Origin of the sequence: Kitasatospora sp. NPDC056531, from assembly GCF_042794375.1 — a bacterium.
In the GTDB taxonomy this organism is placed as follows: domain Bacteria; phylum Actinomycetota; class Actinomycetes; order Streptomycetales; family Streptomycetaceae; genus Kitasatospora.
Genome location: NZ_JBHTTU010000069.1, coordinates 1 through 25,859, shown reverse-complemented (window position 1 = coordinate 25,859; position 25,859 = coordinate 1). Strand labels below are relative to the sequence as shown.

General features: G+C 75.6%; 3 protein-coding genes. All 3 read left to right on the top strand.

Annotation, left to right across the window (positions count from 1 at the left end; translation table 11 throughout):
- Positions 1-38 precede the first annotated feature (38 nt).
- Positions 39-11,900: a type I polyketide synthase gene (locus ACFQ87_RS34575; RefSeq protein ID WP_380614867.1), complete on the top strand. Its 11,862-nt coding sequence runs from the start codon at positions 39-41 to the stop codon at positions 11,898-11,900.
- A 72-nt stretch (positions 11,901-11,972) separates the two neighbouring features.
- Positions 11,973-23,801, top strand: a complete 11,829-nt coding sequence (locus ACFQ87_RS34570; protein ID WP_380614865.1) for an SDR family NAD(P)-dependent oxidoreductase — start codon at positions 11,973-11,975, stop codon at positions 23,799-23,801.
- 310 nt (positions 23,802-24,111) lie between these two features.
- Positions 24,112-25,859 (top strand): type I polyketide synthase (locus ACFQ87_RS34565; RefSeq protein ID WP_380614864.1); only part of this gene is annotated, 1,748 nt, incomplete at its 3' end.

Here is a 25,859-nt window from a genome sequence, read left to right as displayed (position 1 = left end):
GCCGGCCCGGCGACGGCGGCCCGGCCGGGACCTGGCTGGTGGCCGTCCCGGCCGCCGCCCAGGACGACCCGGTGGCCACCGCGGCGCTGGCGGCCCTGGAGCGGCACGCGGACGGGGTCGTGACCCTGTCCACCGGTCTGGCGGACACCGACCGGGCCGCCCTCACCGCCCGCATCCGGGCCGCGCTCGACGGCGTCCCGGCCCCGGCGGGCGTGCTCTCCCTGCTGGCCCTGGACCGGACGCCGGACCCGCAGGCCCCGTCGGTGCCGGCCGCCCTGGCCACCACCACGACCCTGCTCCAGGCGCTCGGCGACGCGCAGGTGCGCGCCCCGCTCTGGTGCGCCACCCGGCGCGCCGTCTCGGTCGGCGACGGCGATGCCCCGGCGGATCCGGCCCAGGCCGGTTTCCTCGGCCTGGGCCGGGCCGCCGCCGGCGAGTACCCCGGCCGCTGGGGTGGCCTGATCGACCTGGCCGACGGTCCGCAGGACCTCCCGGCCGTGCTGGTCGCGCTGCTCGCCGACCCGCGCGGCGAGGACGAGCTGGCCGTGCGGGCCAACGGGGTGTTCGCCCGCCGACTGACCCGGGCCGCCCGGCGGCCCGGGCGCGACCGGTCCTGGCGGTCCGGCGGCACCACCCTGGTCACCGGCGACGTCGGCGCCGTGACTGGCGAGCTGGTCGGCTGGCTCACTGCCGCGGTGCAACGCCACCTCGTGCTGCTGCACCGGCCCGAGCAGCCGGCCCCCGACCTCGCCGCCCTCCGGTCGGCCCTGGCCGAGGACAGCACCTGCACCACCACGGTCTGGGACGGGCAGGACCCCGAGGCCCTGCGGGCGGCGCTGCCCGCCGAGCACCCGCTCACGGCCGTCGTCCACATCGAGAACCCCGCTCCGGCCGGCCCCGGAGCCGAGTCCGTGCTGCGCGCCACCGAGCCGGGCCTGCTCTCCCGACAGTTGCACGATCGGACCGCCGGCGCGGCACTGCTCGCCGACCTGGTCCCGGACACCGGCCTGGACACCTTCCTGCTGCTGTCGTCGGTCAGCGGTGTCTGGGGCGGCGAGGACGCCGTGCACGTCCTCGCGCACGGGCTGCTGGAGTCGCTGGCCCAGCGCCTGCGCGCCGACGGGGTGCCCGCCCTCTGCGTGGGCTGGGGTCCCTGGGGCGCGGAGGCCGAGGACGCGCCGGTCCCGGGCGCGGATCTCGGGCTGGTCCCGATGCGTCCGCGGCTGGCCCTGGAAGCCCTGGGCCGGGCCCTCGCCACGGACGAGGCGGTCGCGGTCGTGGCGGACGTCGACTGGAGCGCCTTCCACCCGCGGTTCACCGCGGTCCGCCCCCGCCCGCTGGTCGCCGACCTGCCCGAGGTGCGGGTGCTGTCGAGCAGCGCCCCGCGGGCGGTCGCCGCGGACCACCCGCTGGCTGGCGTCGACCCGGCGGAACTGCCGCACCGCCTGCTGGAGTTGGTCCGCTCGCACGCCGCGGCCGTGCTCGGGCACCCCTCCGCCGACGCGGTCCACCCGGGCCAGCCGTTCCAGGAGCTCGGCTTCGACTCGCTGACGGCCGTCCGGTTCCGCGACCGGCTCGCCCAGGACAGCGGCCTGCCGGTGCCCGCGACGGTGGTCTTCGACTACCCGACCCCGGAGGCGGTCGCCGAGTACCTCCGCGAGGAACTGCTCGGCCTCGCCCCCGACACCGGCCTGCCGGCCGGCGGCGCTGCCGCTACCGACGAGCCGGTGGCCATCGTCGGCATGGCCTGCCGCTACCCCGGTGGCGTGACCGGACCGGAGGAACTCTGGCAGCTGGTGGTGTCGGGCGGCGACGGGATCGGCGGCTTCCCGTCGGACCGCGGTTGGGACATCGCGGCGCTGCGCCGCGGCGACGCCTCGGACGGCACGCCCATGCCGACCGAGGGCGGATTCCTGTCCGACGCCGCCGAGTTCGACGCCGCCTTCTTCGGTGTGGCGCCCCGCGAGGCGCTGGCGATGGACCCGCAGCAGCGGCTGCTGCTGGAGGTGTCCTGGGAGGCGCTGGAGCGGGCCGGCATCGACGGATCCGGGCTGCGCGGCAGCACCACCGGCGTCTTCTCCGGCGTGGCCGGCTCGGACTACGCGCAGGTGCTCGCCGGGGTGCCCGAGACCGAGGGCTACCTGATGACGGGCACCGCCACCAGCGTGGTCTCCGGCCGGATCGCCTACGCCCTCGGCCTCGAAGGCCCGGCGGTCACCGTGGACACCGCCTGCTCCTCCTCGCTGGTCGCCCTGCACCTGGCCGTGCAGTCGTTGCGCAACGGCGAGTGCGACCTCGCCCTGGCCGGCGGGGTGACCGTGATGAGCACTCCGGTGGGCTTCGTGGAGTTCGCCCGGCAGAACGGCCTGGCCGCGGACGGGCGCTGCAAGTCCTTCGCGGCGACGGCCGACGGCACCGGCTGGGCCGAGGGCGTCGGCGTGCTGGTCGTCGAGCGGCTGTCCGACGCGCTGCGCAACGGGCACCGGGTGCTCGCCACCGTGCGGGGCAGCGCGATCAACCAGGACGGCGCCTCCAACGGCCTCACCGCGCCCAACGGCCCCTCCCAGCAGCGGGTGATCCGCCGGTCGCTGGCCGTCGCGGGCCTCGCTCCCCGGGAGGTCGACCTCGTCGAGGCGCACGGCACCGGCACCCGCCTGGGCGACCCGATCGAGGCCCAGGCCCTGCTCGCCACCTACGGCCGGGACCGGGCCGAGGACCGACCGCTCTACCTCGGCTCCCTCAAGTCGAACATCGGCCACAGCATGGCGGCGGCCGGCGTCGGCGGCGTGATCAAGACCGTGATGGCGATCCGCAACGGCGTGCTCCCCGCGACGCTGCACGTGGACGAGCCCACCCCGCAGGTCGACTGGTCCTCCGGTGCCGTGGAGCTGCTCACGGAGAGCCTGCCGTGGCCGGAGACCGGCCGCCCGCGGCGGGCCGGTGTCTCGGCCTTCGGGATGAGCGGCACCAACGCCCATGTGATCCTCGAGCAGGCCCCCGACCAGGCGGAGCCGACCGCCGAGCCGTCCGCCGACCTGGACGGGGAGCCGGCGGGCGTGCGGCCCTGGGTGCTCTCCGCCCGGAGCGCGGACGCGCTGCGCGGGCAGGCGGCCCGCCTGGCGGCGGAGCTGGCGGCCCGGCCGGAGCTGCCGGTCGCCGACATCGGCCACGCCCTGCTGCGGTCGCGCACGCTCTTCGAACACCGGGCCGTCGTCGTGGGCCGGGAGCGCGCGGACTTCGCGGCGGGCCTGCGGGCCGTCGCCGACGCGGTGCCGGCGCCGGGCGTGGTGACCGGTGCGGCGCTGCCCGCCGGGCGGGGCCCGGTCTGGGTGTTCCCCGGGCAGGGCGGCCAGTGGGCCGGCATGGCGGTCGAACTCCTGGACTCCTCCGCGGTGTTCGCCGCCCGCTGGGCGGACTGCGAGCGGGCGCTGGGGGCCTTCGTCGACTGGTCGCTCACCGACGTGGTGCGCGGCGCGGACGGCGCGCCCGGGCTCGACCGGGTCGACGTCGTCCAGCCCGTGCTGTTCGCGGTCATGGTGTCGCTGGCCGAGGTCTGGCGCTCCTTCGGCGTGGTGCCGGCCGCGGTGATCGGCCACTCCCAGGGCGAGATCGCGGCCGCGTGCGTGGCCGGCGCGCTCTCCCTGGAGGACGCCGCCCGCGTGGTGGCGCTGCGCGCCCGCGCGCTGGGCGCGCTCGCCGGCCGGGGCGGCATGGTCTCGGTGGCCGCGCCGCGGGCCGAGGTCGAGCCGTGGCTGGAGCGCTGGAACGGTCGGGTGTCGGTGGCGGCCGTCAACGGTCCGTCCGCCGTCGTGGTCTCCGGAGAGCCCGAGGCCCTCGACGAGCTGATGGAGCAGGCCCGCTCCCAGGAGATCCGGGTCAAGCGGATCGAGGTGGACTACGCCTCGCACTCGGCGCAGGTCGAGGAGCTCCGGGAGGAGCTGCTGGCGGCGCTGGCGCCGATCCGCCCGCGCCGGGCCGAGACCGCGTTCTTCTCCACCGTGACCGCGGAGCGCCTGGACACCGAAGGCCTGGACGCCGAGTACTGGTACCGCAACCTGCGCGAGCCGGTGCTGCTCGAACCGGTCGTCAGGGAGCTGGTCGACCGCGGCCACCTGGTGTTCGTCGAGGTCAGTCCGCACCCGGTGCTGGGCGTTCCGGTCGCGGAGACCGCCGAGCGTGCCGGCGCCGAGCCGGTCGTCGTGGGCACCCTGCGCCGTGAGGAGGGCGGCCCGGACCGGATGCTCACCTCGTTGGCCGAGCTGTCCGTGAACGGCGTCCCGGTCGACTGGACGGCCGCCTACCGCGACCACCGGCCGGTCCGGGTGGACCTGCCGACCTACGCCTTCCAGCGCGAGCGGTACTGGCCGCAGGCGGTGGCGCCGCAGGTGGCCGCCGATCCGGCGGACGACCGGTTCTGGCGGGCCGTCGACGAGCAGGATCTCGACGGTCTCGCGGACACCCTCGGGCTGGCCGACTGCGGGCCGCTGGCGGACCTCGTCCCGGCGCTCTCCGCCTGGCGGTCCAGCCGGCGCGAGCAGTCGGTGCTGGACGCCTGGCGCTACCGGGTCGGCTGGTCCCGGCTCGGCGAGTCCGGCGCCCCGGGCCGGCTGGCCGGCCCCTGGCTGGTCGTCCTGCCCGCCGGGCTCGCCGATCACCCGGCGGTCCTGGGCGCGGCGAGCGCCGTGGCGGACCGCGCGGAGGGCACCATCGTGCTGCGCATCGACGAGGACGCCGTCACCGCCGAGGCGGGCGGCGAGCGCGCTGCCCTGGCCGCGGCCGTCCGGACGGCGCTCGCCGACCGGCCGGCCCCGGCCGGAGTCCTCTCCCTGCTCGGGCTGGACCAGGCCAGGCATCCGCGGGAGCGGGTCGTGCCGCGCGGGCTCGCGCTGGCGATGATGCTGGTCCAGGCCCTCCCGGAGGCCGGGGTCGACGCGCCCGTCTGGTGCGCGACCCGCGGCGCCGTCGGCACCGCGGACGACGCCGGACCGGCCGACCCGGAGCAGGCCGCGCTCTGGGCGCTCGGCCGGGTGGCGGCGCTGGAGGAACCCCAGCGGTGGGGCGGTCTGATCGACCTGCCGGAGATCGTCGACGAGCGGGCCGCCGAGCGGCTGGCGCTGGTGCTGGCGGGCCTCGGCGGCGAGGACCAGGTGGCGGTGCGCCCGTCGGGCGTGTACGGCCGGCGGCTGGTGCACGCCTCCGCGGCCGACTGCGCCGGGCAGCCCGGCTGGCAGCCCGGCGGAACGGTCCTGGTCACCGGTGGCACCGGCGCCCTCGGCGCCCGGGTGGCGCGCTGGCTGGCCGCCGAGGGCGTGGACCACCTGGTGCTGCTCAGCCGCCGCGGCTGCGCGGCCCCCGGAGCCGCGGAACTGCGCGAGGAGCTCGCCGCCCTCGGCACCCGGGTGTCCGTGGAGGCCTGCGACACGGCCGACCGCGCGGCGCTGGCCGTGCTGGTCGACCGGGTGCAGGCCGACGGCGGTCCGATCACGGCCGTGGTGCACGCCGCCGGCGCCGGCGTCCTCGGCCCGCTGGCCGAGGCGAGCCTGGACGACCTGGTGACGGTGCTGGGCGCCAAGGTCGAGGGCATCGCCAACGTGGAGGCCGTGCTCGACCCGGCGCAGCTGGAGGCGGTGGTCTACTTCTCCTCGATCACCGCCGTCTGGGGCGCGGGCGACCACGCGGTCTACGCCGCGGCCAACGCGGTGCTCGACGCGCGTGCGGAACGGCGCCGCGCCGACGGGGTGCCGACGCTGTCCGTGGCCTGGGGGCCGTGGGCTGGCGGCGGCATGGTCGACGAGGCGATCTACGACACGCTCCGCCGCCGCGGCCTGCCGGTGATCGATCCGGACCTGGCCGTCGCCGGACTGCGGCGGATGCTCGCCGAGGGGGAGACCTCGGTCATCCTCGCCGACGTGGACTGGGAGCAGTTCGCCCCGGTCTTCACCTCGGGCCGGCCCTCCCGGCTGCTCGACGAGCTGCCGGAGGCTCAGCCCGAGCCCGAGCAGCCCGCGCAGAGCGGCGGCTCCGGGGCGCCCGGCTCCGCCCTGGCCCGCCGGCTGGAGGAACTGGACGAGGACCAGCGCGCGCGGGCCCTGCGCGAGCTGGTCGCCGAACACGTGGCCGCCGTGCTCGGTCACCGCAGCGCCGACGCGCTGGACGCGCGGCGGGCGTTCAAGGACCTCGGCTTCGACTCGCTGACCGCGGTCGAGCTGCGGAACCGGCTGAACGCGGCCAGCGGACTGCGGCTGCCCAGCACCATGGTGTTCGACCACCCGACGCTGGCGGCACTGGCCGAGTTCATCGGGCAGAAGGTCTTCGGCCGGCGCGAGGCCGGGCCCGTCGTGCCGGCGGTGCCGGCCGTCGCGATCCGCCGTGACGAGCCGATCGCCATCGTCGCCATGGGCTGCCGCTACCCCGGCGGCATCGCCACGCCCGAGCAGCTCTGGCAGGCGCTGCTGGACGAGGCGGACCTGACCACCCCGTTCCCCACCGACCGCGGCTGGCCGCTGGACCGGCTGTTCGACCCGGACCCCGACGCACCTGACTCCAGCTACGTGGACCGGGGCGGCTTCCTCCACGACGCGGGGCAGTTCGACGCCGGCTTCTTCGGCATCTCGCCCCGCGAGGCCCTCTCGATGGACCCGCAGCAGCGGCTGCTGCTGGAGACGTCCTGGGAGGCGCTGGAGCGGGCCGGCATCGACCCGCGCTCGCTGCGCGGCAGCCGCACCGGCGTCTACTTCGGCATGGCCGACCAGGCCTACGGCACCCGGCTGCGGGACTCGGCCGAGCTGGAGGGCTACCTGATCACGAGTGCCGCCGCCAGCGTGGTGTCCGGCCGGGTCTCTTACGTGCTGGGGCTCGAGGGCCCGGCCGTCACGATCGACACGGCCTGCTCGTCCTCGCTGGTCGCGCTGCACCTGGCGGCCCAGGCGCTGCGGATGGGCGAGTGCGACCTGGCGATGGCGGGCGGCGTCATGGTGATGCCCGACCCGACCTCCTTCGTGGCCTTCAGCCGGCAGCGCGGTCTCGCCGCGGACGGCCGCTGCAAGTCCTTCGCGGGTGCGGCCGACGGTTTCTCGCTGGCCGAGGGCGCAGGCGTCCTCCTGGTGGAGCGGCTGTCGGACGCCCAGCGCAACGGCCACCCGGTGCTCGCGGTGCTGCGCGGTTCGGCGATCAACCAGGACGGTGCGTCCAACGGGCTGACGGCACCCAACGGTCCGTCCCAGCAGCGGGTGATCGCCGCCGCCCTCGCCGATGCCGGGCTCTCGCCCGCCGAGGTCGACGCGGTGGAGGCGCACGGCACCGGAACCACCCTGGGTGACCCGATCGAGGCGCAGGCGCTCCTGGCCTCGTACGGCCAGGGCCGACCGGCGGACCGGCCGCTCTGGCTGGGGTCGCTCAAGTCCAACATCGGCCACACCCAGGCGGCGGCCGGCGCCGCCGGCGTCATGAAGATGGTGCTGGCCCTGCGCCACGGCTTCCTGCCGCGCACCCTGCACGTCGACGAGCCCACCCCGCACGTGGACTGGACGGCGGGCGCGGTGGAGCTGCTGACCGAGGCCAGGCACTGGCCCGAGCAGGGCCGCCCGCGCCGCGCCGGGATCTCCTCCTTCGGGATCAGCGGCACCAACGCACACGTGATCATCGAGCAGGCCCCGGCCGACGGGCCGCAGGCCTCCACGGACGCACCGGCGGCCGGCGAGGGCGGGCCGGCGATCGGGGACGGTGCCCCCGTCCCGGTGGTGGTCTCCGGCAGCGGCGAGGCCGGACTGCGGGCCCAGGCCGCGCGGTTGTGCGCCTTCCTGGACGCCCAGCCCGACGTTCGGGTCCAGGACCTGGCCTGGTCGCTGAGCACCACCCGCACCGTGCTCGACCACGCGGCCGTCCTGGCCGCCGGCGACCGGGCCGACCTGGTCCGGGGCCTCGACGCGCTGGCCGACGGCGGGGAGGGTGCCGCGGTCGCGCTGGAGCGGCCGGCGGAGGGCCGGGTGGCCTTCCTGTTCACCGGCCAGGGCTCGCAGCGGGCCGGCATGGGCAGCCGTCTGTACCAGGCCTACCCCGCCTACGCGCAGGCGTTCGACGAGGTCTGCGCGGAGCTCGACCACTACCTGGACCGGCCGCTGAAGGAGGTCGTGTTCGCCGAGCCCGGCTCGCCCGACGCGGACGAGCTGAACCAGACGGTCTTCACCCAGGCCGCCCTGTTCGCGCTGGAGGTGGCGCTGTTCCGGCTGCTGGAGGGCTGGGGCGTCACCCCCGACTACCTGCTCGGCCATTCGATCGGCGAACTGGCCGCGGCGCACGTCGCCGGCGTCTGGTCGCTGACGGACGCCGCCCGGGTGGTGGCGGCCCGCGGCTGGCTGATGCAGGCCCTCCCGGCGGGCGGGGCCATGGCGGCCGTCGCCGCCGGTGAGGCGGAGGTCCGCGAGGCGCTGGCGCCGTTCGCGGACCGGGTGTCCGTTGCGGCCGTCAACGGGCCCACGTCCGTCGTGGTGTCCGGCCCGGAGGCCGAGGTCGACCAGGTCGCCGCCGCCTTCGCCGAACGGGGCGTGCGGATTCGCAGGCTGACGGTCAGCCACGCCTTTCACTCGGCGCTGATGGAGCCGATGCTGGCGGACTTCGAGCAGGTGGTGGCCGCGGCGGAGTTCCACGACCCGGTACTGCCGCTGGTGTCCAACGTGACCGGTGAGCTGGCCCGCCCGGCGGAGCTGCGCGACCCGGCCTACTGGAGCCGCCAGGTGCGTGAGGCCGTGCTGTTCGCCCACGGGGTGGCCACCCTCGTCGAGCGCGGGGTGGCCAGCTTCCTGGAGATCGGCCCCGACGCGGTGCTGACCGCGATGGCGGGCGAGTGCCTCGCGGCCCCGGCCGGTGACCCGGCCGCGGTGCCGGTGTGCGTCCCGGCGCTGCGCCGGGACCGGGACGAGGCCCGGAGCCTGATGACGGCCGTCGGCCGGCTGTACGTGCGGGACGGGCGGGTGAGCTGGCCGGGTCTGTTCGCGGGCAGCGGCGCCACCCGGATCGACCTGCCCACGTACGCCTTCCGGCACCAGCACTACTGGCTCGGCCTGCCGTCGGCCGGGCAGGGCGACCTGTCCGCGGCCGGCCTGCGCGAGGCGGCGCACCCGCTGCTCGGCGCGGGCGTCGACCTCCCGGAGCCGGGGGCCGTGCTGTACAGCGCCCGGCTGTCCCGGACGGCCGGTGCCACGGACCGCCTCGTGCTGTCCGGCGGCGCGCTGGTGGAGCTGGCGCTGTGGGCGGGCGGCCAGCTCGGGTACCACCGCATCGGGGAGGCCACGACCGTCGAGCCGCTGGAGCTGCCCGAGACGGGCGCGGTCCAGCTCCGGCTGCACGTGGCGACCGGGGACCAGGACGGGCAGCGGGCGTTCAGCCTGCACGCCCGGGCCGAGGACGCGGCCGACGACGAGTGGCGGCGCCACCTCGCCGGCGTGCTGACCGAGGCGCCCGCGGCACCGGCCGCCGAGCCCGGCGCCTGGCCGCCGGCCGGCGCGGAGCCGGTCGACCTCGAGGAGCTCCACCAGGCCTGGGTCCGCACCGCGCCCGCCGAGGAGGTGCCCTCGGACGTGGTGCAGGCCGTGTGGCGGCACGGCGACGAGTTCTTCGCCGACCTCGTGCTCTCCGAGCAGGAGGCGGAGGAGGCCGAGCGGCACAGCCTGCACCCGGCCCTGCTGGCCGGGGTCGGCGAGCTGGCCGTCCTCGCGGACGGCCGGCTCGGCCGCGACGGGCGCCTCCCGTCCGGCTGGAGCGGGGTCTCGCTCCATGCCGCCGGCGCCACCGCGCTGCGGGTCCGGCTCCGGGCGCACGGTCCCGACGCGTTCTCGGCGCAGCTCGCCGACCCCCAGGACGGGCCGGTCGCGGTGGTGGAGGAACTGGCGCTGGCCGCGGTGCCCGTCCGCGGCACCGACGGGCCGGCGCGGGCCGACGGCGCCACGGACTCGCTGTACCGGCTCGCCTGGACCGCCGTCCCCGCCGTCGATCCCGCGCCGCCAGCCGGTGACTGGGCGATGCTCGGCGGGGAGGACTCCTGGGCCCACGGCATCGCCAAGGCCTTGTCGGCAGGGCTGGACGCCCCGGTGGAGATCCACCCCGACCTGCCCGCCCTGGACCTGGCGCTCGACGCGGGTGCCGCCGTGCCGGACACCCTGGTCGTGCCGGTCGGCGCGGCCCCCGGCGCGCTGGTCGAGGCGGCCCGGCAGACCGTCCACCGGACCCTGGCGACCGTCCAGCAGCTGCTGGCCGACGTCCGGCTGTCCGGTAGCAGGCTGGTCCTGGTCACCAGCGGCGCCGTGGACACCGGGCAGGCCCCGGACCCGGCCGATTCCGCCTCTGCGGCGGCCTGGGGTCTGCTGCTCTCGGCGCAGGCCGAGCACCCGGACCGGTTCCTCCTGGTCGACCTCGACGATCCCGACAGCGCCGACAGCAGCCTGCTCGCCGCGATCGGCACCGCGCACGCCCTGGACGAGCCGCAGCTGGCCGTCACCGCGGGAACGGTGCTGATGCCGCGCCTGACCCGGGTCGCCGCGCCCGCGGCCACCCGGCCGGAGCCGGCCCTCGCCGCGGACGGCACCGTCCTGGTCACCGGTGCCACCGGTGCGATCGGCGCCCTGGTGGCCCGGCACCTGGTGTCGGAACACGGCGTGCGCCACCTCCTGCTGGTCAGCCGGCGGGGCGAACGGGCGGACGGCGCGGCGGAGCTCGGCGCCGACCTCGCCCGCTCGGGTGCCACCGTGACCTTCGCCGCCTGCGACGTGGCGGACCGGGAAGCGCTGGCGGCCGTACTGGCCGCGATCCCGGGCGGTCATCCGCTGACCGCCGTGGTGCACGTGGCCGGCACGGTCGACGACGGCGTGGTGACGGCGCTGACCCCGGAGCGGGTGGACGGGGTGCTGCGGGCCAAGGTCGACGCCGCCGTCAACCTGCACGAGCTGACGAGGGACCAGGCACTGGCCCGGTTCGTCCTCTTCTCCTCCGGGACGGGGACCTTCGGCGGGGTCGGCCAGGCCAACTACGCCGCCGCCAACGCCTTCCTGGACGGCCTGGCCCGCCTGCGGCAGGCCGAGGGCCTGCCGGGCACCTCGCTGGCCTGGGGGCTGTGGGACACCGAGGGGGGCATGGCCGGGAGCCTGTCCGACCGCGACCTGCGGCGGATGCTGCAGGCCGGAGTCGTGCCGCTGACCGGGGCCAAGGGCCTGGAGCTGTTCGACGCCGCCTGGGCCAGGGAGGAGGCGGTCCTCGTCCCGATGCAGCTCGACCCGGCCGTCCTGCGCGGGAAGGCCGCCGCCGGCACGCTGATGGCGGCACTGCGTGGGCTGTTCCGGGCGCCGATGCGGCGAGCCGCCGGACCGGCGGGCGCCGGTGCGGAGAACGGCGAGGGCTTCGCGGGCCGGCTCGCCGGGCTCCCGGCGGAGGAGCGCCGGCGGACGCTGGTCGAGCTGGTCCGCACCCAGGTCGCGGCCGTCCTCGACTACCCGTCGCCCGACGGGCTCGACGCCCAGCGCTCGTTCCGCGAGATCGGCTTCGACTCGCTGACGGCGGTCGAACTCCGCAACCGCCTGGTCGCGGTGACCGGTGTCCAGCTCTCCGCAGCCCTGGTGTTCGACTACCCGACGCCGACCGCGCTGGCCGAGTACCTGGAGAGCACGATCCTCCAGGGCATGGCGGGCGTCCAGCTGCCCGTGCTCGCCCAACTCGACCACCTGGAGGCCGGCTTGGCCGACCTCGAGCCGGGAGACGCGATGCGCGAGCAGGTGGTCGCACGCCTGCGCACCCTGGTGGCCGCCTGGGACGAGGCGGGCGCCGGCCCGTCCGCCGGCGTCATCGACATGCTCGACGAGGCCAGCGACGAAGAGCTTTTCCACCTCATCAACACAGAGTTCGGCAAGGAATGACGCCCCCGCGTCGTTGTCGCCCGCCCCGGGCCGCAACACACCGCCCCAGACTCGCAGTTCCGACGACCGGGAGTGACTCCGATGGCAACTGAGAAAGAACTTCGCGATTACCTGAAGTGGGTGACCGCGGACCTCCACCGCACCCGCCAGAAGCTGGCGGACCTGGAGTCACGCAGCACCGAGCCCATCGCGATCGTTGGGATGGCCTGCCGCTACCCCGGCGAGGTCCGGTCACCCGAGGACCTGTGGGGCCTTGTCCACGAGGGCCGGGACGCGATCGGCCCCTTCCCCGACAACCGCGGCTGGGACCTGGACAACCTCTACGACCCGGACCCGGAGCGGGTCGGCACCTGCTACGCGCGGCAAGGCGGGTTCCTGCCCGACGTCGCGGCGTTCGACCCGGGCTTCTTCGGCATCTCGCCGCGCGAGGCGACCGCGATGGACCCGCAGCAGCGGCTGATGCTGGAGATCTCCTGGGAGGCCCTGGAGCGGGCCGGGATGGACGTGACCGCCCTGCGCGGCAGCCGGACCGGCGTGTTCGCTGGCATGAACCAGCAGGACTACGGCACGATCCTGGCCGCCTCGGCCGAGGGGATCGACAACTACGCCTCCACGGGCACGTCCAACAGCGTGCTCTCCGGCCGGGTCTCCTACGTGCTGGGCCTCGAGGGCCCGGCCGTGACGATCGACACCGCCTGCTCCTCCTCCCTGGTGGCCCTCCACCTGGCCGCCCAGTCGCTGCGGGACGGTGAGTGCGACCTGGCACTCGCGGGCGGCGTCACCGTGATGTCCACCACCGCCGTACTGGTCGCGCTGTCCCGGCAGCGGGCCCTGTCGGAGGACGGCCGGTGCAAGGCCTTCTCCGCGGCCGCCGACGGCGCGGGCTGGAGCGAGGGCGCCGGCGTGCTGCTGGTCGAGCGGCTCTCCGACGCCCGGCGGCTCGGGCACCCGGTGCTGGCGGTGCTCAGGGGCAGCGCGGTGAACCAGGACGGCGCGTCCAACGGGCTGACCGCGCCCAACGGGCCGTCCCAGCAGCGGGTGATCCGCCAGGCCCTCGCCGACGCCCGGCTCACCGCGGCGGACGTGGACGCCGTCGAGGCGCACGGCACCGGCACCAGCCTGGGCGACCCGATCGAGGCCCAGGCCCTGCTCGCCACCTACGGGAACGCCCGCCCGGCTGACCGCCCGCTCTGGCTGGGCGCGGTGAAGTCGAACCTCGGCCACACCGGTGCCGCCGCCGGCGTCGCCGGCGTCATCAAGATGGTGATGGCGATCCGCAACGCCCGGCTGCCCAAGACCCTGCACGTGGACCGGCCCACCCCGAACGTGGACTGGTCGGCCGGCGCGGTCGAGCTGCTGACCGAGGAGCGGCAGTGGCCGCAGACCGGGGCGGCCCGTCGCGCCGCGGTCTCGTCCTTCGGCGTCAGCGGCACCAACGCGCACGTCATCCTGGAGCAGGCCCCCGAGGCGGCCGAGGACGAGGAGCCGGCGGAGCAGCCCGCCACGCCGGCCGCGGCGCCGGCGGAACTGCCGGCCCTGCCGTGGCTGGTGTCCGGGCGCAGCGAGCAGGGCCTGCGGGCCCAGGCCCGCAAGCTCCTGGACCAGCTGACGGAGCATCCGCAGGCAGCCGCCGACGTCGCCTACTCGCTGGCCACCACCCGCACCGCACTGGAGCACCGGGCCGCCGTGGTGGCCGGGGACACCGCGGGCCTGCTCGACGCTCTGGCGGCCCTCGCCGAGGACCGGAGCGCCGACACCGTCACCCTCGGCTCGCCGGTCAAGGGCGAGGTCGCCTTTGTCTTCCCCGGCCAGGGCTCGCAGTGGGCCGGCATGGGACGAGCACTGTTCGACACCTCACCGGTCTTCGCCGCGACCGCCCGCGAGTGCGCCGAGGCGATCGAGAAGTTCACCGACTGGAAGGTGCTGGACGTCCTGCGGGGCGAGCCCGGGGCGCCCTCGCTGGACCGCCTCGACGTGGTCCAGCCCGTGCTGTTCACCATGATGGTGTCGCTCGCGGCGCTGTGGCGGTCCTTCGGAGTCGAGCCGACCGCGGTGGTGGGGCACTCGCAGGGCGAGATCGCCGCTGCCTACATCGCCGGGGGGCTGTCGCTGGAGGACGCCGCCCGGGTGGTGGTGCTGCGCAGCAAGGCCTGGCTGACCCTGGATGGGCGCGGCGGCATGGTCTCGGTCCTGCTGCCGGTCGACCAGGTGACGGAGCGGCTGGCCCGCTGGGGCGACCGCCTCTCGGTCGCCGCCGTCAACAGCCCCCGGGCCTGCATCGTCGCCGGGGACCCGGACGCCTGTGATGAACTGGCCGCGGCCTGCGACGCCGAGGGCATCCGGGCCCGCCGGATCACCAGCGCCAGCGGGGCGGGCCACACCGCCCACGTGGACGTGCTGCGGGAGCAGATCCTCGCGGACCTCGCGCCGGTGGCGCCGCGACCCGGCGAGGTGCCGTTCTACTCGACCGTCACCGGCGGCCAGCTGGACACCACAGGGCTCGACACCGACTACTGGTGGCGCAACATGCGCGAGCCCGTGGAGTTCGAGCAGGCGGTCCGGTCGCTGCTGCGCGACGGACGGCGGATCTTCATCGAGATGACCCCCCACCCGGTCATGATGATGTTCGTCCAGGAGATCATCGAGGACAGCGGGAACGCGGCGCGGGCCTGCGCCACCCTCCGCCGCGGCGAGGGCGGCCTGGCCAGGATGGTGGCCTCGCTCGCCGAGGCTCACCTGCACGGCGCCCCGGTGAACTGGCCCGGGGTGTTCGCCGGCACCGGTGCCGAGCGGGTGGAGCTGCCGACCTACGCCTTCCAGCGGCAGCGCTTCTGGTCCGAGACCCGGGGTGCGGGTGGGGACGTGGGCTCCGTGGGCCTGGGCTCGGTGGATCACCCGCTGATGGGCGCCCTGATGCTGACGGCCGGCGACGACGGTGCCGTGCTCACCGGCCGGCTCTCGCTGCGCACCCACCCCTGGCTCGCCGGACACGCGGTCATGGACCAGGTGGTGTTCCCGGGGACGGGCTTCGTCGAGCTCGCGGTCCTGGCCGGCGACCAGGTCGGCTGCGGCCGGATCGAGGAGCTGACCCTCCAGGTGCCGCTGATCGTGCCGCGCACCGGCGGGATCGTGGTCCAGGCTCGGCTGGAGGCGCCCGACGAGACCGGCGCCCGGATGCTGACCGTCTACTCCCGGCCCGAAGGCGGCGGCACCGACGTGGTGTGGACCCGGCACGCGACCGGCACCGTCGCCGAGCCCCGGCCCGAGGCCGCCGAGGAAGCGGCCGAGCCCTGGCCGCCGGTCGACGCCGAGGCGGTCGACACGGCCGGCCTGTACGACCGGATGGCCCAGGCCGGATACCAGTACGGCCCCGAGTTCCAGGGGCTCACCGCCCTGTGGCGCCGCGGTTCCGAGGTGTTCGCCGAGGTCGCCCTGCCTCAGCGGCAGACCTCCGAGGCCGAGTGCTTCGGCCTGCACCCGGCACTGTTCGACGCCGCCCTGCACTCGATGTACGTCCTGGGCAGCGGGCAGGACGGCGTGGGCATGCCCTTCTCCTGGTCCGGGGTGGAACTGCACGCCTCGGGCGCCTCGCGCCTGCGGGTGCGGATCTCCCGCGAGCAGGGCGACTCCGTCTCGCTGCTGCTGACCGACGACACCGGTGGCCGCATCGCCTCCGTCGAATCACTGATCGTCCGCCAGATGAACGGCGCGAACCTCGCGGCGGCCCAGGAGGACTCGCTCTACCGAATCGACTGGCGCGCCGCCCAGATCGAGGGCGCGGCGCCGCCCTGCGCGGTCCTCGGCGACGCGGATCTTGCCGCTTCGCTGCCCGGCAGCACGCTGTTCGCCGGGCTGTCCGACCTCCTCGCGGCCACCGAGGCGCCGGAGACCGTGATCCACTCCGTCCCCGCGCAGGCTGTCGGGCCCGGCGCCTGGGAACCGGTGGTCGCGCTGCTGGAATTCCTGCAGTCCTGGCTTGCCGAGGAGCGCCTGGAGCGCACCCGGCTGGTGCTGGTGACCCGCGGGGCGATGGCGGCCGGGGAACGCGAGGACGTCACCGACCTGGCGGCCTCCGGAGTCTGGGGCCTGGTCAGGTCCGCCCAGTCGGAGCACCCGGGACGGTTCGTCCTGGTCGACCTCGACCGCAGCGCGGAGTCGACGGCCGCGCTCGGCGGTGCACTGGCCTCGGGCGAGGACCAGCTGGCCGTCCGTGCGGGCCGGGTCACCGTGCCCCGGCTGGTGCGCTGGGACCGCACCGCGACCGCGCTCCCGCCGGTCGGGGAGCGCGCCTGGCGGCTGGAGAACACCAGCCCCGGCAGCTTCGAGGGGCTGCAGCTGCTGCCCTACCGCGAGGCCCTGGAGCCGCTGGCGCCCCATCAGGTGCGGCTGGGGATCCGCGCCGTCGGCATGAACTTCAAGGACGTGGTGGTCGCTCTCAACCTCGTTCCCGGGCTGAGCGGACTCGGCGGCGAGGTCTCCGGCGTGGTGCTCGAGGTCGGCTCCGAGGTGCGCGACCTCGAGGCCGGCGACCGGGTGATGGGCCTGTGCACCGAGACCTTCGGACCCATCGGAGTGACCGACCAGCGCCTGCTGGTCCGGATGCCCGGGGGCTGGACCTTCGAGCAGGCTGCCGCCGTGCCCGTCGCCTACATGACGGCCTACTACGGCCTGGTCGACCTCGCCGGGCTGCAGGCCGGGCAGTCGGTGCTGATCCACGCCGCCGCCGGCGGCGTCGGCGTCGCCGCCACCCAGCTGGCCCGGCACCTGGGCGCCGAGGTCTACGGCACCGCCAGCCCCGGCAAGTGGTCGACCCTGCACGAGTACGGCCTGGACCCCGACCACATCGCCAACTCCCGCACCCTGGAGTTCGAGGAGCGGTTCCTGGCGGCCACCGGCGGCCGGGGCATGGACGTGGTCCTCGACTGCCTGGCCGGGGAGTTCGTGGACGCGGGACTGCGCCTGCTGCCGCGCGGCGGTCGCTTTCTGGAGATGGGCAAGACCGACAAGCGCGACCCGGAGCGGACCGCCGAGCAGTACCCGGGCGTCGGCTACCAGGCGTACGACCTCCTCGAGGCCGGCCCGGACCGGATGCGGGAGATGCTGCTGGAGATCCTCGACCTGTTCGAGGCGGGCGTCCTGCGGCACTCCCCGGTGACCACCTGGGACGTGCGCCGCGCCCGGGACGCGTTCCGCGAGCTGAGCCAGGCCCGCCTGGTGGGCAAGGTCGTGCTGACCATCCCCCGCCCGCTCTGGCCCGAGCACGGCACCGTCCTGGTGACCGGCGGCACCGGCCTGCTCGGCGGCCTGCTCGCCCGCCACCTCGTCACCCGGCACGGCGTGCGCCACCTGGTCCTCACCAGCCGCCGCGGTGCCGACGCCCCCGGCGCGGCCGAGCTGGCCGCCGAACTGGCCGAGGCCGGAGCCGAGGTCACCATCGCGGCCTGCGACGCGGCGGACCGCGAGTCGCTGCGCGAGGTCCTGGCGGCCATCCCCGCGGACCGGCCGCTCACCGGCGTCATCCACGCGGCCGGCGTGCTCTGGGACGGGCTGATCGAGTCGATGAGCGCCGAGCAGGCCGCCGCCGTGCTGCGCCCCAAGGTCCAGGGCGCGATCAACCTGCACGAGCTGACCGCGGACACGGAGCTCTCGGCCTTCGTGCTCTTCTCCTCCCTCGCCGGCATCATGGGCGGACCGGGCCAGGCCAACTACGCCGCCGCCAACGCGATGCTGGACGCCCTGGCCCAGCACCGCAGGGCCCGGGGCCTGGCCGGGCTCTCCCTGCCCTGGGGCTTCTGGGAGCAGCGCAGCGAGCAGTCCGAGCACCTGGACGAGCGCGACATGAACCGGCTCAGCCGGGGCGGCATCCGGCCGCTGGCCAGCGAGGAGGGCCTGGCGCTCTTCGACACGGCCTGCCGCACGGACGACGCCGTCCTGGTGCCGGTCCGGCTCGACCCGGCCTCCATCGGCGCTCGCGGGACCGCGGTGCCGCCGATCATGCGCGCTCTGGTCCGGACGACCACCGCCCGCCGCAGCGCCCGTTCCTCGGCGGCCGAGGCCGGCTCGCTGCGCGAGCAGCTCGCCCGGCTGACCGGCCCGGAGCGGACCCGTACCCTGTTGCAGCTGGTCCGCGGTCAGGCCGCCGCCGTGCTCGGGCACGCGGACACCGATGCGATCGTGGCCGGGCAGCCGTTCAAGGAGCTCGGCTTCGACTCACTGAGCGCGGTCGAGTTCCGCAACCGGCTGGCCACCGCGACCGGAATGCGGCTGCCCGTCACCCTGGTGTTCGACCACCCCACGCCCAACCACCTCACCGGGCACCTGCTCGAGCAACTGCTCGGCGAGTCGGCGGCGGCCGAGCCCGCCGTGCCGGTCGCCCCGGCCGTCAGCGCGGCCGACCGGTTCGGCGACGAGCTGGCGATCGTGGCCATGGCCTGCCGCTACCCGGGCGGGATCACCACCCCCGAGGAGCTCTGGGACCTCGTGGTGGCGGAGCGGGAAGGCATCTCCGGCTTCCCGACCGACCGCGGCTGGGTGACCCGGGAGACGCCCGCGGCCGACGGTGCCTCGGCGCCGCCCCAGCAGGGCGGCTTCCTGCACGACGCCGCGCTGTTCGACGCCGCGTTCTTCGGGATCGCCCCCCGCGAGGCGCTCACCATGGACCCGCAGCAGCGACTGCTCCTGGAGACCGCGTGGGAGGCCGTCGAGCGGGCGGGGATCGACCCCACCGCGTTGCGCGGCAGCCGCACCGGCGTGTTCGTCGGCGCCTCGGCGCAGGGCTACGCGGCGCTGTTCCCGCGCGGCTCGGAGAGCATGGCCGGCTACGGCGTGACCGGTACCTCGACCAGCGTGGTGACCGGCCGGATCTCCTACACGCTGGGCCTGGAGGGCCCGGCGGTGACCGTGGACACCGCCTGCTCGTCCTCCCTGGTGGCCCTGCACACCGCCATGCAGTCGCTGCACAACGGCGAGTGCGACCTGGCGCTGGCGGGCGGTGTGGCGATCATGGCCAGTCCGTTCCTCTTCGACGACTTCCACCGGCAGGGCGGCATGTCCTCCGACGGCCGCTGCCGGGCGTTCTCCGCCTCGGCGGACGGCACCGGCTGGGCCGAGGGCGTCGGCCTGCTCCTGGTCGAACGGCTCTCCGACGCGCGGCGCAACGGCCACCCGGTGCTCGCGGTGCTGCGCGGTTCGGCGATCAACCAGGACGGGGCCTCCAACGGCCTGACCGCCCCGAGCGGCCCCTCCCAGCAACGGGTGATCCGCCAGGCCCTCGCCAACGCCGGGCTGTCCGCCGCGGACGTCGACCTGGTCGAGGCCCACGGCACCGGAACCACCCTCGGCGACCCGATCGAGGCCCAGGCCGTCCTGGCCACGTACGGCCAGGACCGGCCGGAGGACCGGCCGCTGTGGCTGGGCTCCATCAAGTCCAACATCGGCCACGCCCAGGCCGCTGCCGGCGTCGGCGGCGTGATCAAGGTGGTGCAGGCGCTCCAGCAGGGCCTGATGCCGCGCTCGCTGCACATCGACGAGCGCACCCCCCACGTGGACTGGTCCGCCGGCGCCGTCGAGCTGCTCTCCCAGGCCCGGCCGTGGCCGGACACCGACCGGCCCCGCCGGGCGGCGGTCTCGTCCTTCGGCGTCAGCGGCACCAACGCCCACGTCATCCTGGAGCAGGCCCCCGCGGACGAGCCCACCGCCCGCCCCGCCGAGCCGGCTGTTCTCCCGGCCGTGCCCTGGGTGCTGTCCGGCCACAGCGAGGCCGGCCTGCGGGCCCAGGCGAAGCGGCTGGCCGACATGCTCCGGGACCACCCCGGAACGGACGTCACCGACCTGGGATACTCGCTCGCCACTGGCCGGGCCGCCCTGGCGGAGCGGGCCGCGCTGCTGGTCTCGGACGTCACCCAGGCCGTCACGGCCCTGTCCGGCCTCGCCGCCGGCGAGGCCCCGCGCGAGCTGATCCGCGGTACGGCCATGGACGGCGGACTCGCCGTCCTGTTCTCCGGCCAGGGCGCCCAGCGCCCCGGCATGGGCCGCGGCCTGTACGAGTCCTTCCCGGTGTTCGCCGAGGCGTTCGACAGCGCGGCCGCGCTGCTCGACCCGCTGCTCGACCGCCCGCTGCGCGAGGTGGTCTTCGCCGACCGGGACACCGAGGAGGCAGCCGAGCTCGACCGCACCTGCTACACCCAGCCCGCGCTGTTCGCGGTCGAGGTCGCGCTCTTCCGACTGCTCGAGTCCTGGGGCGTCCGGCCGCAGTACCTGCTCGGCCACTCGGTCGGCGAGATCAGCGCCGCCCACCTGGGCGGCTCGCTCTCCCTCGCCGACGCCTGCACCCTGATCGCCGCACGCGGTCGCCTGATGCAGGCGCTGCCCGAGGGCGGCGCGATGCTGGCGGTGGCCGCCGCAGAGTCGCAGATCACGGCGGCGTTCGCCGAGGTGCTGGGCGCCGACGCCGGCACGGTCGGCATTGCCGCCGTCAACGCCCCCGAGGCGCTGGTGGTGTCGGGGCCGGCCAAGGCCGTCCGCAAGCTCGGCGAACACTTCGCGGCGGCGGGCCTGCGCACCCGGCAGCTGACGGTCAGCCACGCCTTCCACTCCCCGCTGATGGAGCCGATGCTGGCCGAGTTCGCCGAGATCGTCGCCGGTCTGTCCTGGCAGCCGCCGCAGATCCCGATCCTCTCCGACGTCACCGGCGAACTGCTCACCGCCGAGGAGATCTGCGCACCCGAGTACTGGGTCGACCACGTCCGCCGGACGGTCCGCTTCGCCGACGGCGTCGCGGTCCTCGCCCGCCAGGGCATCACCACCCTGCTGGAACTCGGTCCGGACAGCGTGCTCACCCCGCTCGCGCAGGACTGCCTGGACGCCGCCCCGGACGCCGCCCGGCGCGACCGCAGCCCCGCCTGCGTCCCGGCCCTGCGCCGTGACCGGCCGGAGGCCGAGACCTTGCTCGCCGCGGTCGCCGCCGTCCACGCCTCCGGCGTGGCGGTCGACTGGCCGGCGGTCTTCGCCGGCACCGGCGTCACCCGGGTTGACCTGCCCACCTACGCCTTCCAGCGGGACCGCTACTGGCCCGACCACGTGCCGGCCGACCACGGCGACCTCGCCGCGGCGGGCCTGAACACCACCGGGCACCCGCTGCTGGGCGCCTGGGTGGCCTCCGCCTCCGGCGACGAGGTGCTGTTCACCGGCGAACTCTCCACCACCGCCCAGCACTGGCTGGCCGACCACGCGGTGCTGGACAACGTGCTCTTCCCGGGCACCGGTTTCGTCGAGCTCGCGCTGTGGGCCGGTGCCCGGCTCGGCTGCGAAACCCTGGAGGACCTCACGCTGCAGAGCCCGCTGATCCTCTCCGACCGGTCCGGCGTCCGGATCCAGGTCGTGGTCGGCCGGGCGGACGAGTCCGGCCGCCGCACGGTCGCCGTCTACTCGCGCGCCACCGACGTCGACGGGTGGACCCGGCACGCGGAGGGCCTGCTCGCCCCCGGCGCCGACCTGCCGGCGTTCGGTGACGAGAGCGGCGTCTGGCCGCCCGAGGGCGCCGAACCGGTGGACCTCGACGGCTTCTACGAGCGGCTGATCGACGCCGGCTTCAGCTACGGCCCGACCTTCCGCGGGCTGCGCGCCGCCTGGCGGCGCGGGGGCGAGGTGTTCACCGAGGTCGCCCTGCCCGACGAGGCCGGCGACTCCGGGGCGGCGTTCGCCGCCCACCCGGCCCTGCTCGACGCGGCCCTGCACGGCCTCGGTTTCCTGCCCACGGCAGAGCAGCCCGACTCGCCCGGCCCCCGCCTGCCGTTCTCCTGGCAGGGCGTGTCCCTGCACCAGGCCGGGGTGAGGGCGCTGCGGGTCCGGTTGTCCGAGGCCGGTCCCGAGACGGTCGCGCTGGCGATCGCCGACTCGGTCGGTCGGCCCGTCGCGGCGGTTCAGGCGCTGATCGTCCGGGAGACCTCCCGCGATCAGCTCGCCCGTGCCGCCGGTGGCCGAGAAGGGCTGCACCGCGCCTCCTGGATCACCGCCCCGGCAGTCCCCGGCACCGCCGGCGACGGCCGCTGGGCCGTGCTGGGCGGCGCCGACGCCCTGACCGGGCTCGGCCGGCCCGCGGACCGCTACCCCGACCTGGCAGCACTGCTCGACGCCCTCGACGACGGCGCCGCCGTTCCGGACACCGTGCTCGTTCCGTGCCCGCCGACAGGGGCCGACACCGACCCCGCCGTGGTCCGCGAGGGCGTCCACCGCTGCCTGGAGCTGCTCCGGCGCTGGATCGCGGAGGACCGGCTCGCCGCCGCCCGGCTGGTGCTCTGCACCCGGGGCGCGGTCGCGGCACAGGCCGCCGAAGGCGTCGCCGACCTCGCCGGTGCGGCGGTCTGGGGGGTCGGCCGGGCCGCCCAGTTGGAGAACCCCGACCGCATCGTGCTGGTGGACCTCGACGACCCGTCAGCGGCCGACGGTAGCCTGCCGGCCGCCGTCGACCTGGCCCGTGCGGCCGACGAACCGCAGATCGCGGTCCGCGGCGGCACGTTGCTGACCCCCCGGCTCACCCCGATGCGGGAGGCGGGGGACACCGGGCCGGCGTCCTCCTGGAACACCGAGGGCACGGTGCTGGTCACCGGAGCCACCGGACTGCTCGGCAGCCTGGTCGCCCGGCACCTGGTCACCGAGCACGGCGTGCGGCACCTCGTGCTGGCCAGTCGGCGCGGCGCCGACGCTCCCGGCGCGGACGGGCTCCGGCAGGAGCTGACCGCCCTCGGGGCGACCGTCCGGCTGGCCTCCTGCGACGTCGCCGACCGGCAGGCGCTCGCCGAGCTGCTCGCCGCCGTCCCGGCGGAGCATCCGCTGTCCGGCGTGGTCCACACCGCCGGCGTGGTGGACGACGGACTGCTCGGCTCGCTCGAGCGCGCGCAGGTCGACCGGGTGCTGAGGGCGAAGGTCGACGCGGCGCTGAACCTGCACGAGCTCACGTCGGGGCTCGACCTGACGGCGTTCGTGGTCTTCTCCTCGCTCGCAGGGACGCTCGGTGGCGCCGGGCAGGCCAACTACGCTGCGGCCAACGCCTTCCTGGACGCGCTCTGCGTGCGCCGCGCCGCGGCGGGGCTGCCTGCGGTCTCCCTCGGCTGGGGTCCGTGGGAGAGCAGCGGAGGCATGGCCGCCGCCGTCGGCCAGGCCGACCTCAAGCGGATCGCCCGGGCCGGCCTGCTCCAGCTCGGCGCCGACGAGGGCATGGAGCTGTTCGACGCGGCTCTCGCGTCCGGCGAGACGGTCGTTCTGCCGTTCAAGCTGGATCCGGCGGTTCGCACCGCGGGCTTCGGTGGCGAGACGGTTCCCGCCATGATGCGGAGCCTGGCCGGCACCGTCCGCCGTACGCTCGCCCCCGCCGCCGCCGCGGGCGGCCTCGTGGAGCGGCTGCGCCGCCTCCCGGAGACCGAACGCGAGACGGTGCTCACCGACCTGGTCCGGGCGGAGGCGGCCAGGGCGGTCGGACTCCCCTCGGAGGCGGCGGTGCCGGCCGGCGGGGCGTTCAAGAGTCTCGGATTCGACTCACTGATGGCGGTGGACCTGCGCAACCGGCTCGGCGCCGTCACCGGAGTCCGGCTCCCGGCGACGCTGATCTTCGACCACCCGACCCCGACGGCGCTGGCCGAGTTCCTGCTCGACCGGCTCGCCCTCGGCAGTGCGCCCGAGACCAACCCGGTCCTCCAGGCGCTCGAAGGGCTGGAGACGGCCATGCAGGCCCTGGCCGCCGAGGACGGTGGACGTCCGGCGATGGCCAGCCGCCTGCGGGTCCTGCTGGCCAAGCTGGAGGAAGGACCTGCCCGGGACGACGACGAGGACGACGACCTCGACCTCGCCTCGGTGTCCGCGGAAGAACTCGTCAGCATGATCGGCGACGAGTTCGGCATCCGCTGACGGAGATGCAGCACATGGTGCGGCCGGCGCCCAACACGCGCCGGCCGCACCGCCGCGGGGTCTAGGGGGTCGCCCCGCGGAAGTAGGGGTGGCGGTGCAAGGTCAGTGGGCTGACTGGGGGTTACCTCGGACGGGCAGGCGCATAGCCTCCCTCTAAGATCCCGCGGACCCGGCCGCCCCGGCGCGCACCTCGTCATCGGCAGGTGCCCGCCACGGGAGCGGGCACGACACGGTGACGGGCCTGTGAGACCCCCGTGCGATCGGCCTTTTCGACCCGGCCTCATGGCGAACGGACAAGTGGGAGCTGACGATGGACACTGCCAGTGCAGACGTGATCGGCGCGCTGCGTGCCTCGCTTCTGGAGAACGAGCGACTGCGGCAGCAGAACAACCGCCTGAGCGCCGTGTCCACCGACCCCGTCGCCATCGTCGGCATAGGTTGCCGCTTCCCCGGCGGGGTGACCGACGCCGAGAGCCTGTGGCAGCTCGTCGCCGAAGGCCGTGACGCGATGACGGACTTCCCCGAGGGCCGCGGTTGGGAGAACTGGGACGTCCCGGGGGCCAGGCGGGGTGCCTTCCTGCAGGGCGCGGGTGACTTCGACGCGGAGTTCTTCCGGATCTCGCCGCGTGAGGCCATGTCGATGGACCCGCAGCAGCGGCTGCTCCTCGAGACGTCCTGGGAGGCCCTGGAACACGCCGGGATCGACCCGCTGTCGCTGCGCGGCAGCCGGACCGGCGTGTTCGTCGGCGGCACGCCCCAGGAGTACGGCGCGCTGATGGCCAGTTCGCCCACCAGCCAGGGGTACATGGTCACCGGCACCGCGGGCAGCGTGCTGTCCGGACGGGTGGCCTACACGTTGGGGCTCGAAGGACCGGCGGTCAGCATCGACACCGCGTGCTCCTCCTCACTGGTCGCCCTGCACTCCGCCGTTCAGTCCCTGCGCCAGGGCGACTGTGGCATGGCCCTGGTCGGCGGCGTGCTGGTGATGACCACCCCGTCGATCTTCGCCGAGTTCGTCACGCTCGGCGGCTCCGCTGCCGACGGCCGGTGCAAGGCGTTCGCCGGCGCGGCCGACGGCACCGGCTGGGGCGAGGGCGTCGGCGTCCTGGTCATCGAGCGGCTTTCGGACGCGCGGCGCAACGGGCACCCGGTGCTGGCGGTGATCCGCGGCAGCGCGGCCAACCAGGACGGCGCGTCGAACGGTCTGAGCGCTCCCAACGGTCCCTCGCAGCAGCGGGTGATCCGCCAGGCGCTGGCGAACGCCGGCCTGTCGTTCGCCGACGTCGACATGGTGGAGGCGCACGGTACCGGTACGACGCTGGGTGACCCGATCGAGGCGCAGGCGCTGCTGGCGACCTATGGTCAGGACCGGCCCGCCGACCGCCCGCTGTGGCTCGGGTCGATCAAGTCCAACATCGGCCACACCCAGACGACCGCCGGCGTGGCCGGTGTCATCAAGACCGTGATGGCCCTGCGGCACGGCATCATGCCGAAGACGCTGCACGTGGACGAGCCGACCCCGCACGTCGACTGGTCGGCGGGTGCGGTGGAGCTGCTGACGCAGGCGCGGGAGTGGCCGGAGACCGGCGCACCCCGGCGCGCGGGTGTGTCGGCCTTCGGCATCAGCGGGACCAATGTCCACATGATTCTGGAGCAGGCCCCGGCGGAGCCGGAGACCGCGGCCGAGCCGTCGGGCCCCGCGCCGCTCGGCGGGGAGATCACGCCCTGGACCGTCTCGGCCCGCTCGGAGGCGGCGTTGCGGGCGCAGGCGGGGCGGTTGTTGGAGTTGGTGGCGGCTGGTGGTGTGCGGGAGGCCGATGTGGCGTTCTCGCTGGTGTCGTCGCGGGCTGCGCTGGGGCATCGGGCGGTGGTGCTGGGCGATGGTGCGGCGGGGTTCGTGGAGGGGTTGCGGGCGCTGGCGGAGGGCGAGGCGGCGCCCGGTGTGGTGCGTGGTGAGGCGGCGGGTTCGTCCCGGGTGGTGTTCGTGTTCCCGGGTCAGGGGTCGCAGTGGGTGGGGATGGGTTGGGAGTTGTGGCAGTCGTCGGTGGTGTTCGCCGA